Below are 7,628 nucleotides of genomic sequence, written 5' to 3'. Positions count from 1 at the left end.
CTTTAACACCTTGCCATATATTCTCGGGCACTCTCGACTTGGTCGTTGGAGCATACTTATCCAGAAGCGCGGTGATATCCTTGAAAGCTCCTTTGGAAGCATTCTGGAAATAGTTCAATTCTCCAAAACTTCCGGTAAAGGCAAGATCAAACGGTTCACCCGAGGAAATCATCAAATTCACTTTTTGCGGGTACGTGCTCCAGTCGGTAACAACAAGCTTTAATGTTGCGTTAATTTTTTCTTTAATGATCTTATTTGCCGCTTCCATAATTCGATCCATGTCTTTAACCGGTGAATTAGCAATATAAAATGTTAATTCTACCGGCTGTTCATTCTGTTGTCCTTTAACCTGGGCTGTCTGGCTCGGTGACACGTCAGTTTGTTTCGTGTCTGTTCCGCATCCGGCGAGCGTAAGGGGCATAATAAGGGATAAAGCTATTACTGATGCAATTTTCTTCTTCTGTTTAAGCATTTTGTCCTCCTTTTTTCTGATCCGCGATTTTGAGTTTCTTACAATCCATACAATAAATTCAAAACATTCGAGAAGTTAACGTTAGCCTCATCTCCCCCTATATGGAAAAGCGCAGATGCTATTGACTGCAATTTCACAATAATAAATTACGATAATCTTTAATACAGAAAAAAATATGGTTTCCTTCGATAATTTACTATTGTGATTCTTCAAAAACTTTACATTTCATCAATATGTAATTTTTTCCAAGTTTTTACCCACTTCAGACAATCCCTTAATCAGCATCTATTTTTAAAAATATGTGCGGAGGATTTTCAAATCATATTTGAATCTCAGCCCCAACTTTTGAGCTCGAGTATTTCATTCTAGCTTAATATCAAAAAAAATAGAGAAACCATTATTTTTTATAGAACCGTAATAACGAATTATTAAAGGAAAACATGCTTTTTACTGTTTTATGATTTTCTTTTTTCGTCTAATGTGGAATTATGTCCAAACAAACAAGACTTTCATTAATGAGGAGTGGGTAAATGAATAACAATGTACCAGCCACAACTGCTGTAAAGAATGGCTTCAAAAAGGCCAGCTCCGTGCGTCGGCAAAGTTTTTTAATGGAAATTTTCAGACGCTGGCCGTTTTACGTCATGGCGCTGCCAGGATTGCTTTATTTCATCATATTCAGTTACTTGCCTATGTTCGGGGCGGTGATCGCTTTCAAGGACTATAACCCGATAAAGGGAGTATGGGGCAGCAAATGGATCGGGTTTAAAAATTTCGAGTTTTTCTTCAAGTCCGATGCGGTATGGAGGGTTACGTTTAATACGATTTTTTACAACCTGATCATCATGCTGACAGTAACCGTTATTTCCGTTGTTTTCGCCATCTTGTTGCAGGAAACCGGAAGCCGGTTACGGACATCGCTTTATAAAAGTGTGATGTTGCTTCCGTTTTTCCTATCTTGGGTAGTAGGAGAGTATATTGTGTACGCCTTGCTTAGCCCTGACCAGGGGGTAATGAACGGGATTCGAAGATCACTAGGATTAGAAGAGATACAATGGTATGGTGAGCCGTTATATTGGCGTTTTATAATGCCGTTGGCCTTTATCTTAAAGTCAGTAGGCTATACTTCGGTTGTTTATGTTGCGGCTTTACTGGGAATATCGTCAGATTATTATGAAGCAGCGGAAATCGACGGGGCGAACAAGTGGCAGAAGGCAAAATTCATTACGATTCCGTTATTGATGCCCGTTGTCATTATCCTTTTACTCCTCTCGCTTGGGAAGATTTTCAATGGCGGGCTTGGCGATTGGGGCGCATTTTACAATCTGCCACGGGAATCGGGGATTTTGTTTTCTACGACTGATGTTATCGACACCTACGTTTTCAGGTCATTGCGTACTGTTAACGATATCGGAATGTCATCTGCAGTTGGATTGTATCAAGCAGTTGTTGGATTTGTGTTGGTGCTGATAACCAACTCTCTGGTCAAAAAATATGATTCCGACAGCTCGCTATTCTAGCGTACTAATTTGAGGAGCGTGTAAAAGTGAAAATGATATCCTTCACAGGATGGAATGTAGTACCGAAGATTCTGATCAATTTAATGTTTGCCGTATATAGTGTGATGTGCCTTATACCTATTTTACTGGTGCTGTCCATTTCCTTTACAGATGAAAAATCACTCGTGACCGACGGATTTCACCTGATACCGAAAGTATTCAGTCTCATAGGCTACCAGTATGTATTCTCCGGCACTTCAACCATTTTGAATGCTTACAAGGTTACAATCCTCGTCACAGTCGTTGGCACATTTCTTCATTTATTTGTGACCTCGCTGATGTCCTATGCTATTTCCAGGAATGAAGTCAAATACAGGAATCAGATAGCGTTCCTTGTGTTCTTTACTATTCTGTTCAACGGAGGATTGGCTCCCTACTACATTTTGATAACCAGATACCTCCACTTGAAGGATACATTTTTTGTTCTAATCGTCGTGATGCTTGTTTCTCCGGTACATGTGATGATCATGCGCAATTTTTTCAAATCGCTGCCTGACGCAATCATTGAATCGGCGAGGATTGACGGCTCGGGGGAATTCAGGACTTATTTCCGGATTGTACTCCCTCTGTCTACGCCTGTTCTAGCGACTATCGGGTTGTTTATTTCTGTGGCCTATTGGAACGACTGGTTCACCTGCTCGTTGTTTATAGAGAACAATAAACTTTATAATCTTCAATATTTGCTTCAGTCCTTAATGACAAACATTCAGATGCTGCTAAGCAACGCAAACGCTTCTAGATCCATTGAACAATCGATTGGTATGCTTCCAGGAGAAAGCGCAAGAATGGCTACCTGCATGCTATCAATTGGACCGATCATATTAGCGTACCCTCTTTTGCAAAAATATTTTGTTAAAGGGTTGACTCTTGGAGCGGTAAAATCATGAGCTGAAATATTGATTATTAAAATAAGAATATAGAACGAGCCCTAATCTGCAAACTGACTCCGTAATTGTACCGTCGTCAGCTTGCAGATTAGGGCTCTTAGCTTCCCAGACCTTAAATCCCGCTAATCGTATAGCTTGTCATTCTTTACTTCATGCTTACTTGCCATTCTGCTTTTTCCATTCGTTAATCTGTTTCTGCTTCTCCGCAATAATACCGTCGGCCCCGGCATTCTTCAATTTTCTTATAAATTCATCATAATATTTGTCAGGATCTGCCGTGCCCGAATCGAGCGCATATAGAAATTCTTTCAAAGTCGCGTCAACATTTGCCATTTGGGTTTTAACGGGTTCCGTATTAAATACAAATCCCATCACAGGCGATACCATTGCTGTCTTATCAGCTTGATAAACGATGTTGAGCGACTTTTCACGTGATTCGACATCGGTGTTCTGATCCCACAACATCCTGCCATAAGACTGTCCGATTTCCCATTCATACCAGTTAAAATTGTATTGGTCTTTGATCATGTCAATTTGCTTTTCGCCAATCTTTTTATAATCGATCCCATCTTGACCGAAAGCGAGGAGATGGAATAGCTCGTCATTCGTATTCAGCAATTCGATTAGTTGAACCGCCTTTTCGGGATGCTTCGAGTTGGCGCCTACAGCAACTAATGCAATTGAAGGCGTATTGGCTGAGATAAAGGGCTTGGTAAACCTCTTGGTGTAACTGTAAACCTTATCATCCGGCGGCGACATAGGCATGAAAGAAGAGGAGCCAAGCTCAGGCATGTCAACCAGGTCAGGATACGGGTTCGTATATAACGCGGCAATTCGTTTGGCTTTTCTGTCCGGTAYATAATCCTTCATCGTCGCGGCATCTTTCTTTATGTAGCCTTTTTGATACCAGCTTCTAAACAATTTAAGATAATCCTTATACTCCTGGGTTTCGTATTGATTGATTACCTTGATATCTTTATCGTTATACCGAACCCAGCCGGGAATTTTATTATCACCCACTGAATCCATGCCATAAACGACGGACAAATCTGCAAAATTGTCTTGCTGATTGCTGTATTCCCAAGGAATCATATCAGGTTCGCCTTTTTTCACAGCATCCAGAAATGGCGTCAGGTCCTCCCATTTCTTTGCCGATTTCCAATCGAAYTGGTATTTGTCGACGAAGTCTTTTCTAAGYTGYACCCCTCTGGCTCCGGCCATCCCCCATAYCTGGTAATTAATSGATCCAAATATTTTGCCATTCACTTTAACRCCTTGCCATATATTCTCGGGCACTCTCGACTTGGTCGTTGGAGCATACTTATCCAGAAGCGCGGTGATATCCTTGAAAGCTCCTTTGGAAGCGTTCTGGAAATAGTTCAATTCTCCAAAGCTTCCGGTAAAGGCGAGATCAAACGGTTCACCCGAGGAAATCATCAAATTCACTTTTTGCGGGTACGCGCTCCAGTCGGTAACGACAAGCTTCAATGTTGCGTTAATATTTTCTTTAATGATCTTATTTGCCGCTCCCATAATTCGATCCATGTCTTTAACMGGTGAATTAGCAATATAAAATGTCAATTCTACCGGCTGTTCATTCTGTTGTCCTTTAACCTGGGCTGTATGGCTCGGTGACACGTCAGTTTGTTTCCCCTGATTCGTATCTGTTCCGCATCCGGAGATCGCAAGGGGCACAATTAGGGATAAAGCTATTACTGATACAATTTTCTTTTTCTGTTTAAGCATTTTGTCCTCCTTTTTTCTGATCTGCGATTTTGAGTTTCAACTATTCATTGATAAATTCATATGATCTCTTTCGCTAAAGATCTTCTTAGAAATGTTGTAATCGCACCTCCGGTGCTTACCCTATTATACTAAAAAAGATACAAAGTGTCCCGACTGTGGGTACAAATGTAAAGTGATTGAGAGCCATTTTCATCTCATTTCGTGGAAAAAGTCAGGTTATATGCTTGGTAATTGCATTTGCCATAGAACTCCATTCACTGCTACCTGAAGAATGAAAATATAGCCGTCCAATATTTGCTGTACGGCTAGGATTTTTTTATTTTAGAATCCTTACCCAAGTAATCGTGTGAGAAGCGAATACCAATTTGAAAGTAATTCAACTGCTTGTCATCGGAAATAAAGGATACGGTCCACCGAATAAGTCAATTATCAAATAAATGAGGTACATTAACCCTTCATTATGTTGTAAGATACAAAAATCGTTTCCCCTTCACTATTGCTTCATCAATTATTCATAACCTAGCTTGGCTTCCGCCATCACCTTGTCGCCGCCCATTTTATTCCACTCACTTACGTATTTGTCGAAATCGTCTACAGGTATTCGTCCAGTACTTTTGCCTGCACTCGATTTTTTCAGCTTATCGAGCAATTGCGGTTAAACTTAATGAGAAAAGGGAGTCCAAGCKGTCGAGAAAACCGACTTGCCCTGACGATTAAACCGAAAAACGGATAGATGGGTTTAACAACAAAAAGGGGCGTCGAATGATTACATTCGACTTGCCCCTTTTTGATCATATGCATCGCTTCAATTCCTTTGGCCTCTGGAGTAGGCCTACTCACGATTTGTTTTCTCAATCTTGTATTGAGACAACGTTACCCCGTAACGCTTTTTGAAAATGATATAAAAATAGTTTGTCTCTTCCATACCGCACTGAGATAAGATTTGCTTGGTTGAAAGATTGCTATTGTCCAGCAGTTGTTTGACATGATTCATTCGTACGTCAGTAATATACTCCGAAACGGATTTACCTGTAGCGTCTTTGAATAATTTCCCCAAATAAACATTTGACATTTGAAACTCGTCGGAGATAATACGTAGATTTAAGTTATTATCACGGTATTGTTCCTCGATCATCTTTTTGATTCTTGAAATAATCGAATTGTGTTTATTATGTTTATTTTGTTCCATGACGCGAATGATTTCGGAAAATAGGGATGAATAGGTTTCATGAATTTCTTCAATGGTTTCAAACTGCTCAATATTTCTGGAAACAATCTGAAATAGTTCTGATTTTCGGAATTCATCACTTTCCAAAATGATGTTAAAGGTTGTTCTCAACATAAAGCTAAGCTGCATAATGGACGAAAGCAAGTTTTCATAAGTCGTTCCGGAAAGTTGATTAATAAAATCAGAGTACGCTTCCTCCGCTTTGTCCAAATGGCCCAATTTCAAGGAGTCAAGCAGCAATTTGGCCTTACTCTCGGGAAAGGAAATTACTGTTTCCTTGATCGAACTTCGAAAAGTTGGAGTCAGGAAGCTGTTGTGACCTGCGACGATCCGATACGAAGATAGTGCTAATGTATCGGAATAAGACTCATAGAGTTGTAAGTAAGAATTGACAGGGATGCTTAGAGTTGCGGAAAAAGAGAGTTTCAGGTACTGGTTTACAGCTTTTTGTGCTAATTCAATAAGCCTCTTTAACGCACCTTCTGTAGTTTCAACATTCTCTAAAGGGCTGATTTCCAACAGCAACAGAAGGTGATCGTTTTCCAGGTAAATGTTTTCTAGTTTATATTCCTCTGACACGAATTCATTAACGATGTTAGCAATGCCGAACTTTAAGAGCCAACGGTCTTTTTCATTATATAGGTCTAGAAAATCACGATAGTTGTCCAGGCGAAGAAGTAACAATCTAAGCGGGCCATTTAGATTTAAATGTATACCAAGCTCTTTTTGAGAAGCTCGCAACGCTTCCTGATCAACATACCGGATACCAAGCAGCATATCTTGCAGCCACTTGTTTTTTAAGGGAGCGAGCTGCTCTCTTTGTTTATTTTCCCATTCATTATTTTTCGTAATCATTTCATTGAAAACGTTTTGCAGAAAAAAGATGTCATTTGTCGGATGATCCTTATTATGAGCGCTTGTGAGATGTTCTTTAACGGTCTCTACAAGTCTGCCGACAGGAATATAAAGCGATCTTGACATGATGAACGAGAAAAATAAACCGAGACCCAGGATCGTTAGACATATCCAAAGCGTAGAAGTTTTGATTGAATCAACTGTGCCAATAAATGTTGCGTATGAAGTCAAACTAATAAATTTCCATTTTGGTTTATCGGAAGAAACATAGGTAACTTGATAATCTTGACCGTTCAGGTTCGTCTTAAAGCTTCCTGATACTTGATCGGCTGCTAGTAAAGTTTGGATATACGGCTCTTGTTTCGCGCTATGCAGAAACATGCTTTCTGATGTATGGTTTACAATCGTTCCTTGGGAATCGATCACGATAATTTCGTTTCCAGGGCCTGACATTTTGGCATTTAATGATGCGATCATATCCCGAAGCACACTTGCTTTGATATTGATGACAGTCGCAATGCGAGAGGATGGATTCATTTCCAGACCGTCGGGCACGATATAGGTGTACACGTTAGCTAATTCCGAAGCTGTTGAGGCTTGGGGGTTTGGGATTTTTCTGGCAATAGGCATTTCGGCAAATGAGTCTTTGTTCACCGTTTGCAACAATGAAATAATGTCTTGATCGTAGAAATCTTCTTTTGTATAAAAATTGCCCGTCTCTGTGGATACGATACGGTTTAAAGCGAGATTGATCGTATATACGGAGTAAACATAATCATGCGGAAGTGAAAGGCTATCGAGGTTGCGGAATGCAGATCCGAGCGTAACCATATCGTTATCCGTATTATTCAGCAGAACGGATGTAGAAGGACTCATGATAA

The 7,628-nt window shown here is 40.1% G+C and carries 5 protein-coding genes and 1 pseudogene; 2 read left to right on the top strand and 4 right to left on the bottom strand.

Features of this window, described 5'->3' with window-relative positions; translation table 11 throughout:
- Positions 1–472, bottom strand: a pseudogene (locus AC1DVJ_RS07225) (ABC transporter substrate-binding protein); the annotation flags it as partial.
- A gap of 530 nt (positions 473–1,002) precedes the next feature.
- On the opposite strand from AC1DVJ_RS07225, the gene AC1DVJ_RS07220 reads away from it, so the two are divergent.
- Positions 1,003–1,992, top strand: coding sequence for an ABC transporter permease (locus AC1DVJ_RS07220; RefSeq protein WP_477589484.1), 990 nt, complete (start codon positions 1,003–1,005; stop codon positions 1,990–1,992).
- A 32-nt stretch (positions 1,993–2,024) separates the two neighbouring features.
- Positions 2,025–2,918 carry a carbohydrate ABC transporter permease gene (locus AC1DVJ_RS07215; RefSeq protein WP_477589498.1) on the top strand — a complete coding sequence of 298 codons (894 nt, stop codon included), beginning with the start codon at positions 2,025–2,027 and terminating at the stop codon, positions 2,916–2,918.
- Between the two features lie 156 nt (positions 2,919–3,074).
- On the opposite strand, the gene AC1DVJ_RS07210 is transcribed toward AC1DVJ_RS07215, so the two are convergent.
- The 3 genes from AC1DVJ_RS07210 to AC1DVJ_RS07200 all read right to left on the bottom strand — a co-directional run bounded on the left by AC1DVJ_RS07210 (position 3,075) and on the right by AC1DVJ_RS07200 (position 7,623).
- A complete protein-coding gene (locus AC1DVJ_RS07210) occupies positions 3,075–4,664 on the bottom strand; it encodes an ABC transporter substrate-binding protein (protein ID WP_477589482.1) in 1,590 nt (529 codons plus the stop codon).
- Between the two features lie 508 nt (positions 4,665–5,172).
- Positions 5,173–5,313: a hypothetical protein gene (locus tag AC1DVJ_RS07205; protein WP_477589481.1), complete on the bottom strand. Its 141-nt coding sequence runs from the start codon at positions 5,311–5,313 to the stop codon at positions 5,173–5,175.
- A gap of 183 nt (positions 5,314–5,496) precedes the next feature.
- Positions 5,497–7,623, bottom strand: a complete 2,127-nt coding sequence (locus tag AC1DVJ_RS07200; RefSeq protein WP_477589480.1) for a helix-turn-helix domain-containing protein — start codon at positions 7,621–7,623, stop codon at positions 5,497–5,499.
- Positions 7,624–7,628 lie beyond the last annotated feature (5 nt).

It is taken from the genome of Paenibacillus sp. P4_A9, assembly GCF_056402415.1.
This window is presented reverse-complemented; position numbering and strand designations above follow the sequence as displayed.

What these genes read in the sequence shown, in the direction of transcription:
- AC1DVJ_RS07215 (WP_477589498.1), top strand. Translation starts at nt 2,025, where the DNA reads ATGATATCCTTCACAGGATGGAATGTAGTACCGAAGATTCTGATCAAT.
- AC1DVJ_RS07220 (WP_477589484.1), top strand. Translation starts at nt 1,003, where the DNA reads ATGAATAACAATGTACCAGCCACAACTGCTGTAAAGAATGGCTTCAAA.
- AC1DVJ_RS07200 (WP_477589480.1), bottom strand. Translation starts at nt 7,623, where the DNA reads ATGAGTCCTTCTACATCCGTTCTGCTGAATAATACGGATAACGATATG.